At 49.4% G+C, this 22,976-nt stretch carries 14 protein-coding genes and 1 pseudogene; 3 read left to right on the top strand and 12 right to left on the bottom strand.

Translation table 11 applies throughout. From position 1 onward, the window contains the following. Positions 1-7 precede the first annotated feature (7 nt). The 3 genes from A7975_RS08860 to A7975_RS08870 all read right to left on the bottom strand — a co-directional run bounded on the left by A7975_RS08860 (position 8) and on the right by A7975_RS08870 (position 10,448). The gene (locus tag A7975_RS08860) at positions 8-6,733 is read right to left on the bottom strand and encodes an S-layer homology domain-containing protein (protein ID WP_065384940.1); all 6,726 of its coding nucleotides are present in this window, start codon (positions 6,731-6,733) and stop codon (positions 8-10) included. Positions 6,734-7,310: 577 nt separating this feature from the next. Next, on the bottom strand, positions 7,311-8,351 hold the full coding sequence (locus A7975_RS08865; protein WP_065384941.1) for an NAD(P)/FAD-dependent oxidoreductase: 1,041 nt from the start codon (positions 8,349-8,351) through the stop codon (positions 7,311-7,313). Positions 8,352-8,486: 135 nt separating this feature from the next. Continuing rightward, positions 8,487-10,448: an AraC family transcriptional regulator gene (locus A7975_RS08870; RefSeq protein WP_065384942.1), complete on the bottom strand. Its 1,962-nt coding sequence runs from the start codon at positions 10,446-10,448 to the stop codon at positions 8,487-8,489. A 308-nt stretch (positions 10,449-10,756) separates the two neighbouring features. On the opposite strand from A7975_RS08870, the pseudogene A7975_RS34775 reads away from it, so the two are divergent. Both A7975_RS34775 and A7975_RS34780 read left to right on the top strand, forming a co-directional pair. Beyond that, positions 10,757-10,894, top strand: a pseudogene (locus A7975_RS34775) (YiaA/YiaB family inner membrane protein); the annotation flags it as partial. An 84-nt stretch (positions 10,895-10,978) separates the two neighbouring features. After that, entirely contained in the window at positions 10,979-11,179 is a 201-nt protein-coding gene (locus tag A7975_RS34780; protein WP_231637608.1) for a YiaA/YiaB family inner membrane protein, read from the top strand. Between the two features lie 59 nt (positions 11,180-11,238). Here A7975_RS34780 and A7975_RS08880 read toward each other — a convergent pair whose 3' ends face one another. The 9 genes from A7975_RS08880 to A7975_RS08915 form a co-directional block, all read right to left on the bottom strand. Next, a complete protein-coding gene (locus A7975_RS08880) occupies positions 11,239-12,699 on the bottom strand; it encodes an ABC transporter substrate-binding protein (RefSeq protein ID WP_053374411.1) in 1,461 nt (486 codons plus the stop codon). A 111-nt stretch (positions 12,700-12,810) separates the two neighbouring features. After that, positions 12,811-13,683 carry a carbohydrate ABC transporter permease gene (locus A7975_RS08885; RefSeq protein ID WP_065384943.1) on the bottom strand — a complete coding sequence of 291 codons (873 nt, stop codon included), beginning with the start codon at positions 13,681-13,683 and terminating at the stop codon, positions 12,811-12,813. Further along, positions 13,680-14,603, bottom strand: a complete 924-nt coding sequence (locus A7975_RS08890; protein ID WP_053374409.1) for a carbohydrate ABC transporter permease — start codon at positions 14,601-14,603, stop codon at positions 13,680-13,682. Before A7975_RS08890 ends, A7975_RS08885 begins: the two co-directional genes overlap by 4 nt. A 105-nt stretch (positions 14,604-14,708) precedes the next feature. Next, positions 14,709-16,046, bottom strand: a complete 1,338-nt coding sequence (locus A7975_RS08895; protein ID WP_053374408.1) for a response regulator transcription factor — start codon at positions 16,044-16,046, stop codon at positions 14,709-14,711. Between the two features lie 31 nt (positions 16,047-16,077). Continuing rightward, on the bottom strand, positions 16,078-17,880 hold the full coding sequence (locus A7975_RS08900; protein WP_065384944.1) for a sensor histidine kinase: 1,803 nt from the start codon (positions 17,878-17,880) through the stop codon (positions 16,078-16,080). A 174-nt stretch (positions 17,881-18,054) separates the two neighbouring features. After that, complete coding sequence (locus tag A7975_RS08905; RefSeq protein ID WP_053374406.1) at positions 18,055-19,071, bottom strand: HD-GYP domain-containing protein; 1,017 nt, start codon at positions 19,069-19,071, stop codon at positions 18,055-18,057. 106 nt (positions 19,072-19,177) lie between these two features. Further along, positions 19,178-21,109, bottom strand: a complete 1,932-nt coding sequence (locus tag A7975_RS08910) for an ABC-F family ATP-binding cassette domain-containing protein (RefSeq protein ID WP_065384945.1) — start codon at positions 21,107-21,109, stop codon at positions 19,178-19,180. A 103-nt stretch (positions 21,110-21,212) separates the two neighbouring features. Next, on the bottom strand, positions 21,213-21,356 hold the full coding sequence (locus A7975_RS34060) for a hypothetical protein (protein ID WP_176707701.1): 144 nt from the start codon (positions 21,354-21,356) through the stop codon (positions 21,213-21,215). A 65-nt stretch (positions 21,357-21,421) separates the two neighbouring features. Then, positions 21,422-22,396, bottom strand: a complete 975-nt coding sequence (locus A7975_RS08915) for a stalk domain-containing protein (protein ID WP_065384946.1) — start codon at positions 22,394-22,396, stop codon at positions 21,422-21,424. Positions 22,397-22,578: 182 nt separating this feature from the next. On the opposite strand from A7975_RS08915, the gene A7975_RS08920 reads away from it, so the two are divergent. Further along, positions 22,579-22,746, top strand: a complete 168-nt coding sequence (locus tag A7975_RS08920) for a glycine zipper domain-containing protein (RefSeq protein ID WP_176707696.1) — start codon at positions 22,579-22,581, stop codon at positions 22,744-22,746. Positions 22,747-22,976: the final 230 nt, after the last annotated feature.

A 22,976-nucleotide genomic window follows, 5' to 3' on the forward strand; every position in this document is an offset into this window, starting at 1 on the left:
TAGTCGGCTACTTGTTTAACAAGTGAACGAATTGCATCAGGCGCATAATGATCGTCGCTGCTTCGGCACGGCTAGCCAGGTCAAGAGGAAGGAACCTGCCTTCGCCTTTGCCTTCCAAAATTCCAGCGTCAGCCACAGTGTTCACTGCCTCCTTCGCCCAGTCATGGATTGCCGCCTCGTCTTTAAAGCTGTCAGCTGCAGCCTTTGACTGCTCACCAATTGCTCCCGCGGACTCAGCGAATTGCAGCGCATTGGCAGCCATTACCGCCATTTGCTCGCGCGTAATCGTCGTATTCGGACGGAAGCTGCCGTCTTCAAACCCTTTTAGAAGACCATGTGCTGCCGCGGCTCCCACTGCATCTGCGTACCATGCTGTCGATGCAACATCGTTGAAGGAAATCGCTGACGTGGCTGCTGCATTTTGAAGGCCAAGCGCCCGCACTAGCATGGCTGCAAATTCCGCTCGCGTAACGGTTCGGTTTGGCGCAAAGCTTGCTGCGGTTACACCGCTCACGATCTGCTTGGAAGCGAGAAGCTCGATATTTACTTTTGCCCAGTGGCTGCTAATGTCTGCGAATGTTTTGGCATGTATAGCTGCCGCATAAATGCTATTGCTCATGCTCATGACCGTCACAGTCGTCTTCCCTGCCGCTGGCTGGAACAATGCCGGCACGTAACGGAATTCGCCGGTCGCCGGATCATAGACGAGCGCTGTCGCTGTTTTGGCATCAAGCTCCCCTTCCACCATTAGTACCCGCTTCACATATACCCCTCCGAAGCTGTTCACCTCTGCCGACTTCCCGCCATCCGAGACGAAAATACTGAATTCAACTGGTGTGCCTGCAAGCTTCAAGCCTGCTGTCGTTGCCCGCTCGCGAATATCGTCCAGCGCCTGTGCGGCAAGCGGTTTAATGGTAAAGGTTAAGATGAGCTTCTCATTAATAACAAGCTTCGTCTGCTCCAGAACGCCGCTTACAAGCGAAAGCGGGAATTCATAAGCTGCATCCTCATGCTGTGTGACGATGACAGCTTTGGGACTGCTCTTTGCTGCTTCCAATAAAGCCAGAGCGGAGAAGGCTAGCTCTCCTTTTGCGGTGAGCGCCCCTTTCTCGAAGACGATGCGCTCCAGCTTATTTGCAGCTTGTGCTTTCAGCTTGCTGTCATTTTGCGCGGTATCGACTGAGCCTCCTGTCGTCTGTCCATTCGAGCCAACATTTCCGTTGCCGCCTTCGCCTTCCGATCCCTCTTCCGTCTCATCATCCGGGCCGCCTCCCGGAATAATGGCTTCTTTTACTTCAACCGTATACACTCTGCTTTGCGTGCCATAAGTTACGGTAAGCTGCGCCTTGCCTGCTTGAAGCGCGCTAAGCTGTTTATCCTCGCTAATGGCGGCAATGGCAGGCTGCGCAATCGTTACGACTGCATCTGCGGTAACGTCTACGCCTGCCTGATCAAACACTTTCAAGGCTTGCTTATCGCCTATTGCCAGTGACAGCGGTCCTCTGCTGCCGTCGTCAAGCGAAATTCGGAACGGCTTAGGCCGATTCGCGAAGCCTTCGTTCTGCTCGGAAAACGCAAGCTGTCCGTTCGAATGCGCAAGCATCGCTATTCTTTCGCCGCGCACAATGACGTTATCTACTTGAACGGAGCCTGACACCCTGCTTGTCACATCAATACCGTTCGTGCCCATGCCGTCGAGCACGATATTTTGAAGAGTCACATTGCTGATGTTGAAGCCTTCGCCATGGACGATCAAGCCCGCATACGTGCTGTCCAGCGCAACGTTGTTGCGTACAATGACCTCGCCATTCAAATCCTTCTCGCCTGCAAAAATCCAAATCGCCCCAAGGTTGATGTTGTAGGCCGAGTCGGCGCTGCCCGTGCGGAGCAGCGTATTGCGCTCAACAATCGTCGTGCCGCTGAACGCCACCGGATTAAAGCGCGTCGATACGGCGATGCCCGCTCCGTTCGTAATCGTATCCGTACCGATATTATCCTGCAGCTTATTGTCCTGCCCGCCAAAAATAACGAAGTTATCGGCAAGCCAAGGCAATGCCACCGTATTAAAACGCGCCGTGTTGTTGATGCTTGCACGTCCTTCTGCCGACCACATCGCAAGGCCGTCGTCGCCCGGATAACGAATATCCGATTGCTCCATCATGCTATTGCTTGTGCCTACGGAGAAATTGATGCCATCCGCCATCAAATTGCGCAAGCGCAGGCCAACCATGTGCAGGCCGTCCGTTATTTCATCGCTTCCCCTAACCTTTGAAAGCCAAAGCCCTGTTTTGGAGTGCTCGACCCAAACATTTTGAATGACCGAGCCTGTGCCGAATCCGCCATAAAAAGCATGGGTTAACGCTTCGTCATCGCGAATGTTAAGATCGCCGTCGATAAGCAGATCGTACACCCCAATATTGTCGCCTTTCCCGATGAACCTCGCTCCAATGAGCTTCGTATACCACATGCCCGCTCCGCGGATCGTCACGTGATCCAAATCGATGACATCCGCCTTAAGCTCGAATTCGCCGGCTGGGAACCAAACGCCCTTGCCTTGCTCCTTCGCCGCCTTCATCGCTTCATGGAAGCTTGCCGAATCATCGCTGCCGTCAGCTGAAACAGCGCCATAATCCGTAACCGAGAGAAAACCTTCCGGCATCGCCAGCGGTGCAGCGACCTGCTCAAAATCGACGAGGTCAATCACGTAATAGTCCGCGGCATTGCCGGCATCCTTTTGCAGGCGAATCGTTGCGCCCGCCGGCACATCGCCGATCCGTTCATGAATTTCGTCGAAGAACCGATGCGCATTGCCCTGCTTCGGATCATTCGACCAAGGGTAGCTGCCGTATTCCCAGCCATGCTTCGAGCTTAACGCGACATTTTGCTTAAACACGCCGTTCACGTAAAGGGCTAGCGTCTCATTGCGTCCCGCTCCATCTGTGCTGTCGGGAATGACATAACGCAGCACGAGTGAATTCGCCGCCTCAGCCAGCGTGAATTCTACATAGTCGCCTTCGTCCGTCAGCTTAACCGCTTGCCTGCCAGACGCCTCGGAAGCCATTTCGCGATAGCTGCGCGAAGGGCCGATCAGCTCGCCGTTTGTCGCGCCATGCTCTGCTTCATAGGTCACATATGGAACGGTAGCTCCGCGGTATGCGAAACCAACGCTGTTCTTCACGAGCAGGCTGTCGAGCAGCACATTGCCCGAATCTGCCGTATCCTTTTGCAGCGTAATCGTATTGATGCCCTTGCGGAGCTGTGGAGCAATAACCAACTTGGACCAGGCTTGGGAGCTGCCTGCCGGCTTGAACGTTACCTGCTTCATCCGCTCGCCATTCACGTATAGGCTCAGCTGCGCTGGGGCGCCGGACAAGTTCAAATAACGAAGCTCAGTCCCAAAGCTGCCTGCCGCTTGCGCATGGACGGTGAAGCTGATTTTGTCGCCTGTTTCCGTGAAGCTGCCCGCGTATCCTTCGCCCTTATAGCCTTTTTGCGAAGCGTTAAATTTGATACTGCCTGAGACAAAAGCTTTCTCCGCTTCATAGCGCTGGTCGGAAGCTACAGGCTCAAACTGCCATAGCTCCTCTCCTGCTGCGCTCGAAACGCCGTATTGCGCTTGACCTTCGGCTAGCAGCAGCGATCCATCTGCTTGCGAGGCATTGCTAAGCCGCTTGTAGCCTACTCGCTCCTCGATCGTCCACTGTGCGTTGTCATAACCTCTAATCTCGCCCGAGAAGGCTTCAAGGCCGTTGTCGCCAAGCGACAATAGATGCCCGGTAGCTTTATTTTTCAGCAATCTGCGTCCGTTGAAGTCTTGAAGCAGCCAGTGCGAGCTTGCATGGTCTGCGCTTGGCGCTCCGATCAGCACCTTGCCGCTGCTTTCATATAAATAGCGCTGGCCGGTTTTCGCTTTAATGCGGACATAACCCGTATCGTCAAAAATAGGCGTAGCCGTATCGTTTGTTTTCGCTTCGCCCATCGGCGGTGTCTCAAACTGCTCCGGCGCGTTCTCGAAGGTCCACTGCACCGTACCGAAGGAGGTTGGATACAGACCGCGTTCAGCATATCCGGCGTTGTTTTGGACATGGATAAGCTCGTCATTGTACTTGCCGTTTAGGCTGCGAATAAAATATTCGGCGCCGCTTGCCGAATTCTCGACCGCCCAACGGGATGCAACATCTGCTACGTCAGCCTGCTTGCTCTCGATAAACGCATAATCTCCGCTCATCGCCATGTAATGGCCGGTCACACGGTTTTTCAGCCTCTGCGCGCCGCCATCGGACTCGATAATCCAATGGCTGTAGCCATTGCTCTCGGCAAGGGCGCCGTACAGCACAATGCCTCCGTTATTTTCGTACAAAAACTGGCCGTTCGCCTTATTCTTAATGCGGATTGGCGCTTCGGACAACGGCTCCGGCCTCAGAACAACCGGCTCGATGGCGAATTGCGCGCTGTCTGACTCCGCTACAAGCTTGCTCACCTTCGTAAAACCGTCGCCGTCGGCATATAGAAAATGGCTCGCCCAGCCGCTTTTCAGTACAACATAGCTGTCTGCCGACCCTTTCTCCATAAGCCACTTCGCGCTGCCCCAGCAGGTGCAAATGTCGCCTTGCGCCACTATTTGCTGCGTTGGGGCATCCTGCTCGACGTCTCCGCCGATATGCTCCATCGAGATGTAATGGCCGCTCTTCAGATTTTTCAAGCGTACCGAGGTTGGCCCGTCGCCTGTTTTCTCCAAATACCAAACGGAGCTAGAATCGGCTTCGGGAAGGTCGCCGTATTTCACCTTGCCAAGCTCATCGCCTGCTTCGGCAACTTCATAGAGATAGCTGCCTGTTTGTTTATTTTTCAGCCTTACGTTCGTGAGCACTGTGTCTGCCACGGGAACGAACCGCCAGCGCGGACTGCCCCAGCTTGGATTAATGACGCCATACTCCGCGTACTTGGTCAAATTTTGCAGGCTTATATATTTTTGCTGGCCTGGGACGTCATTGGCATCCTGCACGCTGTGGATCAGCTTCGAGCCGCCGGCGTCCTCAATGACCCACACCGCACTCGTCCAATCATCCTGAACCTCCGTTACATCCATGCGCCCATCGGTCATATTTTGAAGGTTGATGAAGTGGCCTGTCGCTCTATTCTTTATCCGTTTGCGTCCATTAAAGCGCTCAACCAGCCATTGTCCCTTAAAATCATTTTCTGCGATGTTCCCGTATTTCAACTGCCCGGCATCATCCTCGTACAGCACGAAGGTTTGCCATTCGTTCTGTATGCGAATATATTGGGGCGATCCGTCCCCGCTAAAGGCAGGGTCCTCGAACAGCCACTGTGCCGCGTCCTCGTTTGGATGAATCACGCCCGCTTGCGCAGAGCCGATGCCATCCTGCTTGTGCAGGTACTCTCCCGTACCCACCATGCTTTGCACCGTTTTGTAATCGTCATAGAGAGTAGAATTGCTGATAGACCATTGATCCTCTGGGGCACTTTCCGTCAGAGCAGCCGCTTTAAGAGGATCGGTTGCATGCTCAAGGCCGGCCCTTGTCATATAATGAGCAGTCGCTAAATTGCGAAGCCGCTTCTTGCCGTTAAAGTCCTCTCTCACCCACTGGTAGGACGACTTCTGGCCAGCCTGCGCCGTAAGCGCGCCATATTTCACCTGGCCGGCCTCTTCGTGCAAATAAGCAGTGCCTACCGCCTCGTTCGTAAAATTAACGATTCGGTACGGCTGTGCATCCGGCGCGAGCTCGATTCGCCAGTGGGCATTATCACGGTCCAGCACCGACCAATTGTTCGAGCGCGCATGAATATCGTCAAACTGCGTATTTAGCACAAAAGGCTGCGCCGGATCGGCTTGAAACGCTTCGACATTTTGAAAAGTAACAAAGCTTGCATCCGCCGCTCGCGCGACCATCCACTCGCTTTTGACCGTATCGTCGAGCGTCAACGCTTTGATCGGCTCCCATAATACGCCTTGCGTAATGTAGTGGCCAGTCGCCCTGTTCTTGATGCGGTACGTATCCGGCGTCGTTCCGGCTACCAGCACCCAATGCGAGCTTCGATCCGTTGCAGCTATATCCCCGTAATCGACAAAACCATCCGCAGCCTCGTACAAATATTGTCCCGCTCGGAACTTATTCGCTAGACGAATCGGCGCGGCTGACTCCACCGGCTCAAGCGCCCACTGCGGGCTCTCAAAGGTGATGTTGATATCGTTGCTCACCTCGGCAAAGCCTAGCTGATCCTCCTGATGAATGACAAGATTCGCATTTTCAGCTACGGTCGCGCTCTTGATCACCACGAAACCTGCGCGGCTGGACTCATGGATCGTCCATTGATCCGCCAGCGTGCTTTCCGTAATCTCGCGGCTGGTCAGAGCATCTCTACGCTGCCCTACTTCAGCAATCGTGATGTAATGGCCCGTCGCCCTGTTCTGAATTCGTTTGTTGCCGTCATGCTCCAGAATGAGCCATTGCGAGGACTCGTCCTCATAGCTCGGGAAGCCGTACCGAACGACTCCGCTCTCGTCCTCGTACAAATAATTACTTTGCCATTTGTTCTGAATGCGAACGTAGGTAGATTGCGTAACGGAAATGGCCGCCGTCTCCAGCTGCGCCTCGACTTCCGTTTCTTGCGGTGGCGGTGCCGCCTCATTCGCATAAACCGGCACAGCCGTCAGCATAAGAAGCAGCGCCAGCATAAATGCCAGTATCGACCTGGATCTTGCACGTTTCATTGCACAGACCTCCCAAAGGTTTGCAAGTGCAAACTAAACTCGAAAGCACCCGCATATGTAAATCGATCATCCTCTTTCATCATAATTTGGAATCGCTTTCATAACGATGTGCATTTCTAAATAAAGTAGGTGTTATATTACGGAGACCGTGACAAAAGAAACGAGCCTGAAGAATCGCTTCTTCGGCTCGTTTCGTGTCTAGGGCGATGCAACGGGATTAGCAGGAAAAGCTCCATCTAATTTTCCTCAATAAGAGCTGTGAGATCATTTAGCTGGAAAAGCTCCCGCTAATCGGACCATTTTCTCCGAAAAAGGACCAAAATCAAAAAATTAACAGGAGAAATTCCCTTTAATCCTAATTTCCGTTCAAAATCGCTAGAATTAACGGGAGCTTTTCCCGCTAATTATGAAATAACTGGAAAACCTCCCGCTAATCGCACCGCTTCCGCCGAAACAGCTCACACTTCCCTACGCACACGAAAGGGCACCGAAAAATCCAACTTTTTCAGCACCCTCACTTATAATCGCTCGGATTCATCCCTACGATCCCAGCAATCCTATTAACTTAAACAAGCCCCTACTCTTCCTCCACTACGCCAAGCTCGCGGTTTTTCTCCTTGAACCGCTCATTATGGGAGGAGACATAAGCCATCGTCGGAGCTTCCGGGTCCATATACAGCTTAGCGCTGTTAAGCGCCAATACGCCGTCCGTGAACGTACCTGCGATCAGTCCAACCTTGCTGCCATAGCTCACGAAATCGCCTGCGCCGAAGATGCCGGGAATGTTGGTCGCCATTCTCTCGCCGACGTTCGCATTCCATACGCCCATATCGATGCCCCAGTCGCGGATAGGCCCAAAATCGCTCTTCATGCCATGGTTCACGATGACCGCATCAACCTCAAGCTGCATGCTCTCCTCCGTGTCCACATGCGCAATCGTCACCTGCTCGATGCTTTCCCCATTGCTGCTATGCAGAGCCAGCACCTGATAAGGCGTCATCACATTGACCGAGGATTGCTTCATCTTGGACACATTTCTCTCGTGCCCCCCGAAGCTGTCGCGCCGATGCACGACCGTCACGCTTGCAGCAATGGATTCCAGCTCATTTGCCCAGTCCACCGCTGAATCGCCGCCGCCGGATATCAGCACCCGCTTGCCGCGAAATTTTTCCAGTTCCTGCACCGTATAATAAAGGTTCGTTACCTCGTAGCGGTCGGCTCCTTCGATCTCCAGCTTCGCCAGCTTCTTAATGCCATAACCGATAGCCATAATGACTGTTCTTGTACGATGATGTTCACCGCTTGCTGCCTTTAAAATAAAGGTGCCATCCGCCTGCCGCTCATAGTCCGTAATTTGCTGGCCGAGTATGATCGTTGGATCAAACGTTTTGGCTTGCTGGATCAATTGGGCAGTTAGTTTCTCGCAGCGAATGGGCGTCACTCCGCCGACATCCCAAATAATTTTCTCCGGGTAAGAAAGCATCCGCCCGCCAAGCTGATCCTGCGCTTCAATCAGCTTCGTCTTTAAATCGCGCATGCCGCTATAAAATGTAGTATATAAACCGCCTGGCCCTCCGCCAATTATCGTAACATCATATAATTCCAATTGTTCGTTCATCGTTTGCCTCCAAACGCTCATTATCATCGCTTTTTTGATACTGATTATCAATATCACTCAATACATTGTAAGGCACAATGCCTAACGATGACAATGGACAAAAGTGATCATTTTATAAGACATATCCAACATTTCTCAGCTTGCCGACGATTGCTCCTGTTTCTCGCCTGTAAGCCAAGCAGCCAGCTCCTCCGTCTGTGACAGAGTGGCAATCGGGTCAAAATACCAGGAGCGGTCCTTGCTCCAAATATAAACGCGGTCATTTTTTACAGCGTCGATCATTTTCCAAATGGGATCTGCTTTCAAATCAGCAAGCGTTAGCGCATCAGACGTCAAAACAATATAATCGCCAGCAAAGTCGGCAAGCTTCTCACCGGAAACCTCAACAATCTGCTCCTTCATTAACTGCTCTGATACTTCAACAGGAGCTTTAAGCCCGAGCGCTTGATAGACTGCCTGGCCGCCCCTTCCGAAATTATCGCCGAATACGCCCGTGTTCCCGCCCCAATCCTGCATTACGGAAAAAGTAGTCTCGCTTGGAATTGCCTGCTCTACCTTCTCTTTGGCTGCGGCTATACGTTTGTCGTAATCAGCCAGCCACGCCTTTGCCTCTGACTCTTTCCCCAGCACCTTGCCAAAAAAAGCGAGCTCTTCATGGGCATTTTTCAGCTCGCCAAAAGGAACAACAATAGTCGGCGCTATTTTACTATATTGCTCATATGCTTCCGCATTGCCTGTAACGATCAAATCCGGCTGCAAATCGACTACTTTCTCTAGCGATACGCTCTCATACTCTCCGATATTTTCCACGCCTGCAAGCGCCTCTGCAAAATACGGGTTTTTCAAATTCAGTTCCGGCGTTCCGATTGGCTTCACATTGAGTGCAATAAAGCTGCCTAAGTACAGATCAACAACGATGCGCTCCGCCTTGGCAGGAATCTCGATATCTCCTTTAACCGTAGCGATCACTCTCGTCTGGGCCTGTGTCCCAGCCGTAGTGGAAGGCGCCGATTCCCCCTTCGCAGCCGCTTGTGTTTCCACGGTTGTGCTATTGGCGTTTAACGCTCCCGTAGAGCAAGCGCTCATAAATAATGCAAAACAAAACAATAGAGTTGCTGCCATTGATAATTTCAGACCTTTGTACATGGGTAAGTTGTTCTCTCCTTTGTATTGATAATGATTATCATGTCGATAAACATTGTAACGCCGGAGTTTGCTTGGAACAATGGACGATCGGCTCGATCTATATAGACGATCTGCCCCTCTTCTGCTGGCTTCTTTGTAGCTGCCCGGCGAAATGCCGGCATACTTTTTAAACACTCGGGTGAAGTATAAGCGATCCGAATATCCGACGCTTTCGGCTATCTCCTGAATCGTTGCGTCAGTACGCGCCAGCAGCTCCTTAGCATTATTGATTCTTACTTGAATGACATAGTCTATGAGACTGTACCCCGTCTCCTTCTTAAACACCTTGGACAAATTTTTGGCGCTATAATTTAAGGTTTGTGCCAGCTGGTCCAGCGTAATCGGCTCCTTGTAATGCTCATGAATGTATCGGAGCGCTTGTGCTGCAAGCTCGGGTTTAGTTGTATGTATGCCTTGATCCTGCAATTGACGGAATGCCTCATATACAAATTGATAAAACAACGCATTCACATGAAGCCGCTCGAGCGGCTGCGCCGCCTGCCACTCCTCAGCCATCGCTTTAACGGTATGGAACAAGGAGACCGGATATTGCGGCGCAAAGCCATATTGAAGCTGGAATGGGCTTAGTCTCTCCGCTAGCGACAAAATCTCTTGCCTGCATGAAAGCGAAATTACCGCCTTATAGAAAATTAAATAATATTCAAACTCCGCCTCCGTCAAAATAATATCCAGGCACATTCCCTTGCCGCCATGCAGCATATGGAACCTCTCCGCCTCATGCTGCTGACCATCCAAACTCACCTTGGCGCTGCCTCTGCTCGTATATAAAAATCCGCTGGCAGGCAGCCGATAGGCATGCAGTTTCTCACCTAGCTTCATTTTATGATGACGTATATCGAGCACTTTAATCGAAGCATGATTCCACAGCTTGATTAGGTCATTCCATTCCATTTTCTCACCTCAACTTCTTCCCGATAAGTTTCCCGCGCAGCATGCATTAAGAAGTATTTTAGTGATAATCATTCTCAATGTCAATTTCTTTCTTCCTGCCGCCCAACGGTCTATCCGATCCATCCATCTACACTAGCACCTGGTACTATAAGAAGTTGGTACTTTTGGTTATAGGAATATGCTGTAAACTAAAGACATCAACAACAACTCGATTCGGGAGGCCATTTCAAATGGAAAAAATGGAAACTGTTCATGTTCGTAAGCCCGCAAACTTTTATCGCCGCCGCAACACCCCAACTTACACGTTTATGGCATGGGCCGCCTTTCTGCTCGCTTGCGGCTTCGAATTCGTCGGCATCTACACGCTCAAGCAGCCTATGTCCGTGCAAGGCTATTACGCCGTAACCGGCATTCTACTAATCATTACTTCCTTCCTCTTGCAAAAGGTAGCGCGCGACAACGATGAGGATAAATTTCTCAAGGATTATAATCCCGGCTACAGAAGCCGCAATACCTCAGCTTTTTCGTTCATGGCATGGGCTGGCTTCATCCTCGCCATTCTTGCTCAATATATCGGAATTTATGTGCTTGAGGAGCCGCTTTACGTCAAAGGCTACTACGCGATTGCCGGCGCATTCCTAATCGTAGCTTGCCTAGTCCTGCAGAAGACCATTAGAGACAACGAGGAAGACGGATTGCATACAAATGCTGCGGAGGATTTCGAAGGTTAAAAGATAACGAAAAAGCCTCCCCTCTTGAATACAGAAGGGAGGCTTTATGGTGTACTATTCTACTTTTCTACTTTAATGGAGTCAAAAAACTTCTCTTGCACGACCTTAGCCGACTTATCCAGCAAGCCTTGAAGATCGGCGCCTTTTTTGGAGAATATTTCTTGCAGGACGTTTGTTACTTCGCCGTAATAGTCCTGCGTGTTGTATTGTGCTTCCGGCTTGCCGTCTAGCAAGGAATCGGATTCTGCATTGTATTTGTATACGTTGTCGTATTTGTTAAAGATCGCTTGCGCTTTTTGGCCGTATTCCGATGATGGGCTGTAGTAGTTCATTTGCGGCGGAATAAAGAATTTGCCTTCTGCTTGGCGCTTCTTGATATCCGCTTCAAGCGACTCTAAACCTTTATCCGTGAAGTAATCAAATGTGATGTAACGGAATGCCATTTCTTGCTCGTCTTTCGTAGCGTTCGGGTTGATAACAAGGTAGTCTCCGCCGAGTACGCCTGTATGCTTGCCGCCCTTTTCAGCTGCCGGCATAGGGAACGTCAACACATCCTCAGGCTTCAAGCCGCCTTGGTTAAGCGCTTGCTCAAGTACGCCCTCTGCTCCTGCAATAACCATTGCCGTACGGCTTTGTCCGAAGGCTCCAACCGCATCGCCCCATCCAAGTGCCCAGTCCTGAGGAATCGCATTCGCTTCCCATCTCAGCTTGTTATAGAACTCAAGTGCTTTCAGTCCAGCCGGAGAATTAAAGGCAGCTGTTACTTTGCCGTCAGCTACGGTTTGAATCTCGCCGCCTGCTTCAAACAGGAAGTTGGTCCAGTTCCAGCCTGCTTCCGTGCCTTTGCCCATCGGTGCGATACCCGCGATGCCTTTTTTCGGATCAGCAACCGCTTTGGCTGTGTTGTACATATCATCCCAGGTCCAGTCATACGACGGAACCGCTACGCCTTTCTCATCAAGCATTTTTTTGTTTACGACAGTTGTCGTAACGTATGCTTTTTGAGAAACGCCGTATACCTTGCCATCAATGATGAACTGGCTTTGCAGCACCGGATTGATTTGGTCCTTGAATGGATAGGAATCCCAAAGCTCAGTAATATCGGCTACCCAGCCGCGCTCTTGCAAAAATTTCGCTTCAGTCGCCCAAGTGTTAAAGAACGTTGGCGCTTCGTTAGCTGCCATTTTAATGCCGACTTCGCTTGGGTTGTAGTGCCAATCGCTTTTCACGATTTCAACGTTAGGGTATACCTCGTTAAAGCGTTTAATTTTGTCGTCTTCCAGCTTGCGGTTTTCAACTTGGTCCGGCAATGGATAATAAATGCTGATCGTAATTTTTTTATCTTTAATATCTTCCTTAGGCGGCTCCGTTTCTTTGCTTCCCGCATTGTTTGTTGCCGCATTTGACGGTTTATCGGTTTCCTTCGGATCGTTTTTCGTGCCGCTGCCTCCGCTGCAAGCAGCCAGAATCGAGCATAGCATAACCATGCAAATCACGATTGCTACATTTTTCTTTAGCATTGATATTCCCCTTCTCATTTCGTATTTTCGCTACATCCCCATCATAAAGGAGGCGTTTTCATTTGGGCGAGGTGTATTCTTATTCCGATCATGTGTATGTCTACGAACTGCTTATCCCTTCACCCCGCCGAGCTGGAGCCCGCGCATAATGAATTTTTGGAACACTAGAAACACAACGATCGGCGGCATCATCACCATGGTGAGGATAGCGAAGCGAATATTGGTATTCAGCCTTTGCGCGCTAATGACGTATTTATAAACCGCTGTTGCCAGCGGATATTTATCATCGCTGTGCATAACCAGAGAAGGCCAAAACCAATCATTCCATGCGGTCGAGAAAACGAATATGGCCAGCGTCGAGAAGATAGGAATCGATAGCGGCACCGCGATTTGAATGAAGCATTTCCAGTCCGATGCCCCGTCAATGCGCGCCGCTTCGATCATTTCATGATGAATGCCGTCGAAGAAATTTTTAAGCAGCAGCAGGTAAAAGGCGCTGGCACTCGCCGGCAGCCAAAATGCGGCATACGTATTGAGTAGTCCGAGGTCCTTTAGGTTCAGGAAGTTCGGAATAATATAGGTGCTTGGCGGGATGAACAGCGTAATCATAAAAAAGAAGTAAATCCCCCGCTGAAAAGGCACATTGAGCTTAGACAGGCTATACGAAGCTAATCCAAGCACGACTATCGTCATGATCATATTGCCGCCAAAAATCATAAGCGTATTTTTCAAAAACAGGGGCAGATTCATAAAATCCCAGCCGGCACTGTAATTGTCAAAATGCCATTCCGAAGGCAGGAAACGCGGCGGGAACGAGTTGACCTCCGTATTGGTCTTTAAACCGTTAAACAATGCGGTTAAGACCGGATAAAGCATGGAAGCGACCATGCCGACGATGACCACAACGACAAGCAGAAAACCAAGCTTGTTTGTATTTTTACGGTGGTCATAACTCGATAAGATTCCTCTGTCTAAGCTCTTCATTGCTTGCCCGCCTCCTTGTTGTTCAGCCTGAATTGCAAGAGCGCCAACCCACCAAGGACAACGAACATAAGCACGCCAAGCGCCGAGGCAACCCCATAATCCAGCCGCGTAAATGCATATTTAACGATAAGCAGCGAGTATGTGAGCGTTGCTTTGTTCGGGCCGCCGTCGAGCAGGGCAAGCTGCGATTGAAAGCCTTGCGTAGTCGCGATCAGCTGCAGCAAGAACAGCAGCAAAATCAAGCCGCGAATCGACGGAAGCGTAATATGCCAAACGCGGCGGAAGATGCCCGCTCCGTCAATCTCGGCCGCTTCATACCAATCCCGCGGGATGCTCAGCACGGCTGCCAAATAAATGAGCATGCCTGATCCGAACTGCTGCCAGGTCTCCATAATGACCAGCGAGATCATCGACCAGCTTTTATTCGTCAGGAAGGCGATTTGGTCAGAGCCCAGCTTCGTCAGCAGTCCGTTGATCGGTCCGACCGGATCATAAAACCATCTCCATAAGCCGTAAAGCACGACCGCCGGAATCACGTTTGGCAAATAGGCAGCGACGCGCACGAAGCCTTGAAAGCGGCGCAGCTCGGATATCGCAATGGCGAACAAGATCGGAACCCAGAAGCCAATGGCCAAACATAAAAACATGTAATACAGCGTATTTTTCACGCCGATCCATACGTCCGGATCATTGAATATCGTCTTGTAATTATCAAAACCGACAAATTCATTCCCTTTTACAAAGTCAATCGTGTAGAAGCTGTAAATAATCCCTTTCGTTATCGGCACCCACAAAAATAAAATAAAAATGATGGCTGCCGGCAACAGAAACAAATAGCCCGAAATATGCTTTTTCCACCTGCCAGCCTTCCTCTGTACCTGGGTATCGAGCGGCTCGCCTACTGCAACTGGTTGGTTCATCAGGTCTCCCTCTTTTCTTTTCTATCGCTCTATCCTATTTTAGAAGCAAGGCGGCTGGCTGGTAATGTGCATATCTAAGGCAATGATAGCTATTTTTACTTCATCTTATTTCTTGTCATCCTTCTTAAGCTCGCTCGGGCTCATTCCGTAATATTTTTTGAAAATTTTGCTAAAATGCTCAGGCGATTCGTATCCGACTCGCTCGGAAATTTCATACCTGCGCAAATCGGTGTGCAGAATAAGCTTCCGGCTTTCCTCCATCCGAAGCTTGATTACGTATTCCCACAGGTTGTAGCCCGTGTCCTTCTTAAACAAATAGCTTAAATAGTTCGGGCTGACATGGTTTTTCTGGGCAACCTCATGCAGCGTAAGCCCCTTCTGCGCAAAATTGCGGTCGATATAAGCCTTCGATTTCTCAACGATTAAGCTATTTTGCTCGCTTAGCTCCTCTGCCGTCGGGTCCTGCGTGTACGTGCTCCAATTAAAATCGCCGTAATAAAACACGTAATGGTCGCGATGCTCCCGGTTCCACATAATCGCCTTGCGCGCCTGCTCGTCAAGCATGCCGACAAACTCGATGCCCCTCACGATTTGGCTAATGCCGATAATGCAGTGCAGCCCTAAATACTTATGGATGTTGTAATAGAGGCTGCGTCCGATCATATCCAGCTGATTAATTTTGTTTACGCTCGACTCGCCAAACTCGCTCTCATCCCATTGGATAAGAATGCTGATTTCCTGATTCGGCGAGTAAAAGGCAACATGATTCCATTCCTTATCCAGCAGCTCATTCGCAATGTTAAGGGCGGCATATTGCAGCAGCAGCGCATCTCTGGCTGGAATCTGATGATCCTTTACCGCTAAATTCAGGCGCAGCTTGATTACGGCAAAATAGGGTCCCTGCAGCTTAATCGCATAACGCTCATAAAGCATTTTTGTCAGCTCTCCCGAGCTTTCTTGCGAGCCGGACAGCAGTCGATTAAACAGCTCCGTTCGCTGCGGCAGCGGCTCTTCCATATGAAAATGCTCCTGCAGCTTCGATAAGAACTGATCCTCCGATGCCGCAGGCTTATCCATTTTGAGCAGCACGTTCCGAACCGAATCCAGAAACTGCTCGTTATTCAGCGGCTTGATCATATAGTCCTTCGCCCCGAGGCGAATAGCCATTTGCGCGTATTGGAACGTTTCATAGGCGGAGATGATAATCGTCTGCACCCAGGGCTTCAGCAGCTTGGCTTGATGCATCAGCTCGATGCCGTTCATGGAGCCCATTTGAATATCCGTAATAAGCAGGTCAATCTCTTCGATTCGCAAATAGTCAAGCGCCTCATAGCCGCTGTGGGCCATGTACACATTCGCTAGATTGATGCCAGAAGCAGACAGCAGGCTGCATAATCCCTCACAAATCAACGGTTCGTCATCCACAATCAATATATTGTACATGCAGCTGCCTCCTATTTCTCGATTCTTTCACTCAATTAGTCTCATCATGGCTTGCCGGCAAAATGATCCATACCGCCGTTCCGCCATGCTCTCCTCGTTTGTAGCTCATCCCGTACATATTGCCAAAATGGAGCTGAATCCGCTGCTGGATATTCCGGATGCCATAGCCTAATGTATGATCCGGCTTATCGCCGCTTAGCAGCCGTTCAATCGCTGAATAGTCCACTTCCTTATGGCCGTTGTCCTCTACCTTGATCGTAACCCGCTCTCCCTCTACGACGGCGGAGATATGGATTTCGCCATCCTCGCCCATAAACTTAACGCCATGGATGATCGCATTTTCGATAAGCGGCTGAAGCGATATTTTCGGTATCAAAATGTCGCGCGCCGCATCGGGTATGCTCCAAGTGACTTGGAATTCATACTTGTAGCGCTTCTGCTGCAAGCTGACATAAGCGGACGCATGCTCCAGCTCCTCCTCGAGCGGAATGAGCTCCCGGCCCCGGCTTAGACCGATTTTCATCAGCTTCGATAAATCTTTGATCATTTCTGCCGATTCCGTATTTCCTTCCAGCGAGCTCTTCCAATAAATACTCTCAAGCGTGTTGTAAAGAAGATGCGGATTAATTTGCTGATAGAGGAGCTGCAGCTGCGACTCCTTCTGCTTGATATCCATATGGTACTTATAGTGAATAAGCACATTGAGCCTGCGGGCCATGTCGTACAGAGCGGCAAACAGCACGCCGACCTCGTCGTTTCGCCCTTTCCCCGGCGTCTCCGGCACAAGCTTTCCTGGCTCATAGGTATGCACAAACTGCGCCAGCTTCTGAAGCGGCGTCATGAGCGAGCGCCAGAAATAGACCATCACGACGCAGCCGAACAATATATAAGCAACCGATATGAGCTGAATGACATGCTTGAGCTCGCTTTGCTGCTTTAATAAAGAGCTTACCGGAATTTGGTACACCAGCTTGTGGTTCATGAGACGGTTGTAGTTGACGACATAAATATAATCAGAGGTCATGATGTCAAAGGTACCCTCCGCCTCCATCTGATCTGCAATGTCCATCTCGGGCGGCAGCTCCAAAGTCGTTCCCATCAGCTTCGCATCCGTCGCGGAGAGGACGCGGTTCTCCCAGTCTGTGAACATGATTTTGCCATCCGGCAGCGAGACCGATCGGAGCGACTCGGCAATTTTCATATCCATTTTTGTCGCAACCAGCACGCCAATGATACCGTTTCCATAAGTGACGTTATTGACGGCACGGATATAGGCAAGCGTGCTGATTCTCGAAAGCCCTACGTTCGAATCAATAATTTCCATGTAGCCCTTGCTTCTTAAGTTGACGGCATCATCAAACCATTCCGGCTTCTCGTTATCAGAAAAAAAGTAAACGCCGGTCTGCATGAGCTGCCGCTTGGGCGCGAAAAAATAATAGTCGTTGGGATCATAAATATATAGCGAGTAATACACTGCTTCCCCGCCGTTTAGTGGAATTGAGTTTGCAGCAAGCAGCTTGTCGACCTTATCGTATTTGCGTACCCGTTCAATAACGGAATCGCTCTCGAGCGGGATAAGCTGCTGGGTAATCGGGTTTTGAATAATGGTCGTCGTAATTTTGCTGATCGTATCCATATCGCGCTTGATCACCGTATAATTTTGCTTGCTCAGCTCGACATATGCGCTCGTCACATGATTTTTCAGCAAATGCTCCGCTTTCATGTTTCCATACCAGTGAAGCAGAAAAATAGGACTTACCATCACGAGGAACAAGAGGATCAATTGCTGCTTGACGTTCAATTTGGTCATAGGATTGCTAAGACGCTTCCGCATGCTGGCACCTCCGGCTAATAATTGTACTATAGCAAAAAAAGCAGTCATTCTGTGTGGCTATTTCTATCCGTTTCGGAATGGTCTAAATAGAGAATCGTAGAAATGCACATACTTATGACGAAAAAAGGCTGCTAAACAACAAGTGTTGGTTAGCAGCGCTTTGACTCGTTTATTTTAAGCGATAATGGACTTAATATGAACGTCACGCTCTTGGCTTAAATCGAGGAAATAATCCGCCAGCTTAATTAAAGGCGTCTCGATATTGTGCGGATTGATGTATACGACCTCACCCTCGCGGCCATCGGTCAGCAGCACTTGCTTTCCTACTAAGCGCTTCATCATATTTTCAATAAACACCGAAATGATTTGCGGGTTTAATGCGCCAAATCTGCCATCGCTCATCTGGCTGACGATTTCGTGGAAGGACAAGGGCTCATGATAAGGCCGCTTTGAGGACATCGCATGAAAAATATCCGCTACCGCAACGATCGAGCTGAATAGATCTATATTTTCTTTCTTGAGCCCAAGCGGATAACCTTTCCCGTCCTCGCGCTCATGATGCTGAAGCGCTACGCGGGCGATCCGCAGGCTTAAGCCTGTCGTTCCTTTGAGCAGCTCATAGCCAAAAATAGTATGCTTTTTGATTAATTGAAACTCAACCTCGTTCAGCTTGCCTGGTTTGTTGAGCACCTCAAGCGGAAGCTTCACTTTGCCTACATCATGCAGCGTCGCAGCCAAAGACAAAATCATAAGCTCCGAATCCTCTAGATTCATCCATCTGCCTATGAGCGTCGATATGACGCCAACCCCTATATTATGCTGGTAAACGTATTCATCCTTGGCCTTTACCGCTTCAAACAATTCAAATATATCTTGATTTTTGGAAAGCTGAACAATAGCCGGCAGAACCTCATTGCGAATCTCCATCAAAGGCACCTTACGGGACACCCGAATCGACTCGAAAAGTTCCCTGGATACATTAACCGTCTGCTGCACGAACTCCCCGATTTGAATATTTTTTTGTGGCGTTGATTTCTGCTCAGATGCCAGAACTATAGCATTTAAATCTATCCGATGGTTCATCATAATTTGTAGTGATTCACGAGAAACAACAGAATTAGCTGGTACAATCGTCACGCCATATGCGTTCAAAATATCATGCTGTATTTTCTTCCCGATCAATTGTTCCATCGTTCCACTCCCTCGGACTTGGCGTTTCCAACATTTAGTTTACCATATCTGAATCAGGAAGTGATCTACTCGATAAGAAATTGATAGAAATACTAGAAACATTTTCTTAGCTCTCAGGGAACTCCATCCACATTTCGAGCAGTCGATCCAGCTGCATTTGCTGCTGCTCCTGCATGCTCCAAGCCGCCTCCAGCCGGGATGCATCCTTGCCGCTCGCAGCAAGCTGCTCCATTTCCAAGCTTAGTTCGGCTAGCTTTGCTTCAAGCACGGCAATTTCGCTTTCCAGCTGCTGCTTGCTCTTGCTCCGAGTCTCGGCAGCGTTTTGTTTATGCGCCGGCTGTTCGCTCACCCGTTTTCGCTCCCGCGTCTTTTCCGCCGGATTTGCGATAGGCGTCTCATTTGCTCTAACCTGCTGCTGCCTCGCTTTAAAATCGTCGTAATTGCCCAAATACTCGGCAATCGTCCCCTGCTTCAGCTCCCAAACTCGCTTAGCTAGCCGATTGATAAAATAACGGTCATGCGATATCGCCAGCACCGTTCCGCCAAATTGCTCCAACGCTTCCTCTAACGCCTCTCGGGAGCTGATGTCCAGATGGTTGGTTGGTTCATCGAGCAGCAGCAGATTCGGTTTTTTGCGTATGAGCAGCGCGAGGCGCAGCCGTGACCATTCTCCGCCAGACAAGGCATGAATGGGCTTAAAAACATCCGCCCCGTAGAACAAGTAGCCCGCCAACACATTTCTTGCCTCGCCTTCCTCATAGCCGCCCTCCGTACGAAAGAAGTCGAGCACGCTTTGCTGTTTGTTCTCCGCCTTTTCCTCCTGAGCCAAATAGCCGATGTTCACTCGTGCCCCATGCACGAGCTCGCCTTCGTCGGGCTGATAGTCTCCAAGCAGCAGCTTAAACAAGGTCGTTTTGCCTGATCCGTTGTCTCCTACCAGCACAACCTTCTCGCCATATAACAAGCTTCCTTCTGCTTGATCCAGAATAACCCGCTCACCGAAGCGTTTGGTCACACCCTCGAAAGCAATCACCCTACGTCCGGAACGGTCAAGCGACAGCAGCTCAAAATCAGCCGTTTTCTGCTCGAGAACAGGCTTCTTTATCATCTCCAGCTTCTCCAAAGCTTTACGAATCGAGGCTGCCCGCTTAAAAAACTTCTCGTTTCCGCCGATACGTCCCCAATCCTCAAGCTGCTTGATCGTTTCCTTCATTTTCTTGATTTGCTTCTGCTGCTCTTGAAATTTTGCAAATTGCCCGAGAAGAAGCTCCTCCTTCTCCTTCATATAACCCGTATAATTAGTATGGAACGTCTGCGCTGTGCCGTCCTCCAGCTCAATCATTTTGGAGCTGACGGCATCGAGAAAGTAACGGTCATGCGACACGATGACGCACGCGCCTTCATATTGCCGGAGAAACTGCTCCAGCCACTCCATGCCGCGCAAATCCAAATGATTCGTTGGCTCATCCAGCAGCAGCAATGCGGGACGGACAATTAATTGCGACGCCAGCGAAATTTTAGTCTTCTCACCGCCTGAAAGGCTGCTGAAGCTTCGCGTATAAAAAGAACGGTCGATTAGCAAGCCTGTTGCCACTTGATCAATCATCGTATCCATCTCGTAACCGCCGTCTCTCTCGAATCTCTCCTGCGCGAGCGAGTACGTTTTCAGCAGTCGCTCCATAGCTGCCGGATCTGCGATTGCTTCGGGACTCGACATTTGCTGTTCCATGTCCGTCATTTGCTTTTTGCTTGCCATCAAATGCTCGTAGCCATAGGCCAAAACCTCATAAACGGTCCGTTCGTTAAAAGCCTCAGGAATCTGCGGCAAATAGCCGATTTGCAAATCTTTCTGCACCGTCAGCATGCCTTCATCCACCTGGTCATGGCCGGAAATTAAGCGGAGCAAGGTTGATTTGCCGCTGCCGTTGCGACCGATCAATCCAACTCTGTCACCCGTATGAATTTGAAGCGTAAGCCCATCAAACACCAGGTTTGCTGCGTGAAATTTTTTAATCTCATTTATGTTAACGATAATCATCTAAAGAGCCTCCTAATGATGAAGACCCTGACCCGTGGTGCACAAAAAAAGAGCCGCAGCAACAAGCCTGCGACCCTTCGGATGATACAGCTATCCGTTGTGGCTAAAGTAGGCGTCTTCTCGCGAATGGTTTAATCGTATTAGCATATTTGGACAGACCTCTCCCGTTTGCGGAAAATGTATGAACGATGCCAGCCATAGCAATCGGCAGCCGGCTAATACGGTTATTGACCATTTCGTGATTCACCTACTTCACCCCCCTTTTCATTAGTTCCTTTAAAATAACATATTTAGCGGCGATTTCGCAAATTTTTATTCAAAAACGCTGTCAGGACCAAGCGTTATATTGCTGCCTGGCGCTTCAAGCTGACCGGATTCCTCTAAGTAGCGGTCAACTAGCGAGCTCACGTCAGCGGTGCTGGAGAGCAGCCAATCGGCATAAAGGTCGCCAAACTTTTCATAAAACCATTCGGATGTGTATTCGCTGAACGTTCCAAACATTTTATAAATTTCGCCTACTGTATTTTGTCTCTTTTTCCCGCTGTCATCCACCCAAGATACTTTTTTCTTCAAATCTACCTTTTGTATATCCTTTACCTGCGTGCTTACCATCGTCCCGTTTAATTTATAGTAAATTTCCAGCTTACCTTCGTACTCGTGTCCTTTAAGCAGCCTCCAGCCCTTCATGGAACCGGTCGCGGCAACATCATACATCTTACTGGAATTATTGCTAGCAGGCTTCGGATTATCGAAGGAAAGATTCGCAGGGACCTCTCCGATATATACAGTCGAAGTCGGCACATGCACTTTCACATCATAACCAAGCATCTGTGCTACAGCGCGCATAGGCGCATATGTACTTCCCTTATAGATGAGGTTGTCCGAGGATATCTTTTTACCGTTCACTTTTATGGAGACTTCATTTAAAACGAAGCTTATTTTTGCTTTTCTCGGCTTCTCCAGCTCAACGTTCGACTTGGCCGGAGCGGTCATGCTCCAAGTTGACAATACCTTTTCCGGGACTTCGCCTTCCGGCACTTTCCCAATGTAGACCGTCTTCGTCTCTTTGTAAAAATTGACGGGCAGCTTCAACATTTCAGCTACTGCTCGAATGGTCAAATAGGTCGTATTATTGTACAAAAGATTATTGCTTGCTACCTGAACATTGTTAACTCTAACCTTAACCTTATTGATCTCTACCTCAGCAGTCTTATTCTGTGCTGCAAAGGCACTCGCTTGAAATAGCAGCATTAAAGCGAAAATGATCAACGTCATTTTTTTAATCATAGCGACAGCTCCTTGGATATATTTTCTACGAGTATATCATAGGACCTATTATGGGATATATACCCAATGTAGTAAATTGATAGAGTTTGTTCTTCTTTGTCGATAATTGCCTTGTGAATAACGAGATGAAACTAGAGCTTCCGCACCATCGTAATATAGAAAAAACATCGGAGGTGTCTGAATTGGATAAGAAAAACAAATCGATGGGATCAGGATTGGCGATCGGTATCGCTCTTGGAGTCGCATTTGGTGTCGCACTGGACAATATTGCGCTTGGAATCGGAATCGGAGTTGCGCTTGGCGTTGCATTTGGCTTTTCATTCGGATCTAAAAACCCGCCAAAGGAGTAATAAACGGAAAAAAGAGTCTACGATTGACATAGACTCTTTACGCATTATTTGTTAGTTATAAAATTATTTGATACAAGTTTTATTTGATAATTCGAGTCAAAAAAATAAGAGCAGAATTACTTTGATACTTTCTTTATTATTACCCACCTCAGTATGGTAACCCTCTAAAGCCTCGGCTATATTTATTCCTTCTTTGCCTTGATCATGGCATCGCAAAGGCCCCGCCGAAA

Origin of the sequence: Bacillus sp. FJAT-26390, from assembly GCF_001682865.1 — a bacterium.
In the GTDB taxonomy this organism is placed as follows: domain Bacteria; phylum Bacillota; class Bacilli; order Paenibacillales; family Paenibacillaceae; genus Pristimantibacillus.

Bases quoted from the DNA above. Each gene is read 5' to 3' on its own strand.
- A7975_RS08860 (WP_065384940.1), bottom strand. From the start codon at position 6,733: ATGAAACGTGCAAGATCCAGGTCGATACTGGCATTTATGCTGGCGCTG.
- A7975_RS08865 (WP_065384941.1), bottom strand. From the start codon at position 8,351: ATGAACGAACAATTGGAATTATATGATGTTACGATAATTGGCGGAGGG.
- A7975_RS08870 (WP_065384942.1), bottom strand. From the start codon at position 10,448: ATGGAATGGAATGACCTAATCAAGCTGTGGAATCATGCTTCGATTAAA.
- A7975_RS34780 (WP_231637608.1), top strand. From the start codon at position 10,979: ATGGCATGGGCTGGCTTCATCCTCGCCATTCTTGCTCAATATATCGGA.
- A7975_RS08880 (WP_053374411.1), bottom strand. From the start codon at position 12,699: ATGCTAAAGAAAAATGTAGCAATCGTGATTTGCATGGTTATGCTATGC.
- A7975_RS08885 (WP_065384943.1), bottom strand. From the start codon at position 13,683: ATGAAGAGCTTAGACAGAGGAATCTTATCGAGTTATGACCACCGTAAA.
- A7975_RS08890 (WP_053374409.1), bottom strand. From the start codon at position 14,603: ATGAACCAACCAGTTGCAGTAGGCGAGCCGCTCGATACCCAGGTACAG.
- A7975_RS08895 (WP_053374408.1), bottom strand. From the start codon at position 16,046: ATGTACAATATATTGATTGTGGATGACGAACCGTTGATTTGTGAGGGA.
- A7975_RS08900 (WP_065384944.1), bottom strand. From the start codon at position 17,880: ATGCGGAAGCGTCTTAGCAATCCTATGACCAAATTGAACGTCAAGCAG.
- A7975_RS08905 (WP_053374406.1), bottom strand. From the start codon at position 19,071: ATGGAACAATTGATCGGGAAGAAAATACAGCATGATATTTTGAACGCA.
- A7975_RS08910 (WP_065384945.1), bottom strand. From the start codon at position 21,109: ATGATTATCGTTAACATAAATGAGATTAAAAAATTTCACGCAGCAAAC.
- A7975_RS08915 (WP_065384946.1), bottom strand. From the start codon at position 22,396: ATGATTAAAAAAATGACGTTGATCATTTTCGCTTTAATGCTGCTATTT.